Origin of the sequence: Hydrogenobaculum sp. (genome assembly GCF_049967395.1) — a bacterium.
In the GTDB taxonomy this organism is placed as follows: Bacteria; Aquificota; Aquificia; order Aquificales; family Aquificaceae; genus Hydrogenobaculum.
Genome location: NZ_JBMFST010000138.1, coordinates 1 through 512 on the forward strand (window position 1 = coordinate 1; position 512 = coordinate 512).

The 512-nt window shown below is 35.4% G+C and carries 1 protein-coding gene; it reads right to left on the reverse strand.

From position 1 onward, the window contains the following. A partial coding sequence (locus ACP5S8_RS08575) for a polysaccharide biosynthesis/export family protein (protein ID WP_461876516.1) occupies positions 1-381 on the reverse strand: 381 nt, incomplete at its 3' end. Between the last annotated feature and the right edge of the window lie 131 nt (positions 382-512).

A 512-nucleotide genomic window follows, 5' to 3' on the forward strand; every position in this document is an offset into this window, starting at 1 on the left:
CTTCAACCCTGCTACCGTAACGGTGCCTACTCCTGGTATGTCTATGTTGCCGTTTCTATCTACTGTTAAAGTATAATTTCCATTTATGCTACCCCATACGGTTATCTTTATCTGGTCGTTTGGACCTATGATGTAGTTTGGACCTACTGGTATATTTTTAAGGGGTGCAAATCTGCTAGTTTTAAATAGATTATATCCAAATTGTTTTAAACCAGTAGTTGAAACGCTAGTAGAAACTTTACCGGATATAAACTTCTCAAATGAGGACTGATTGCTTTGTTTGGATTTGATGGCTAAATTAATAATGTTATTTTTGTTTATGTTATTTGAGCGCCTTACACTTTCTAGCTTACTATTTTGGTTTAACAAATTACTATTCATGTTATTCTGACTGTTTGAATTATTTGAAGTGTTATAGCTACTTGTAGAGCTAGAGGTGGCCCCTTGATTTGCCATATTAGGAGAGCCATTATACAAAGGCATCATTTCTATACCTTGGGCATATGAAGACG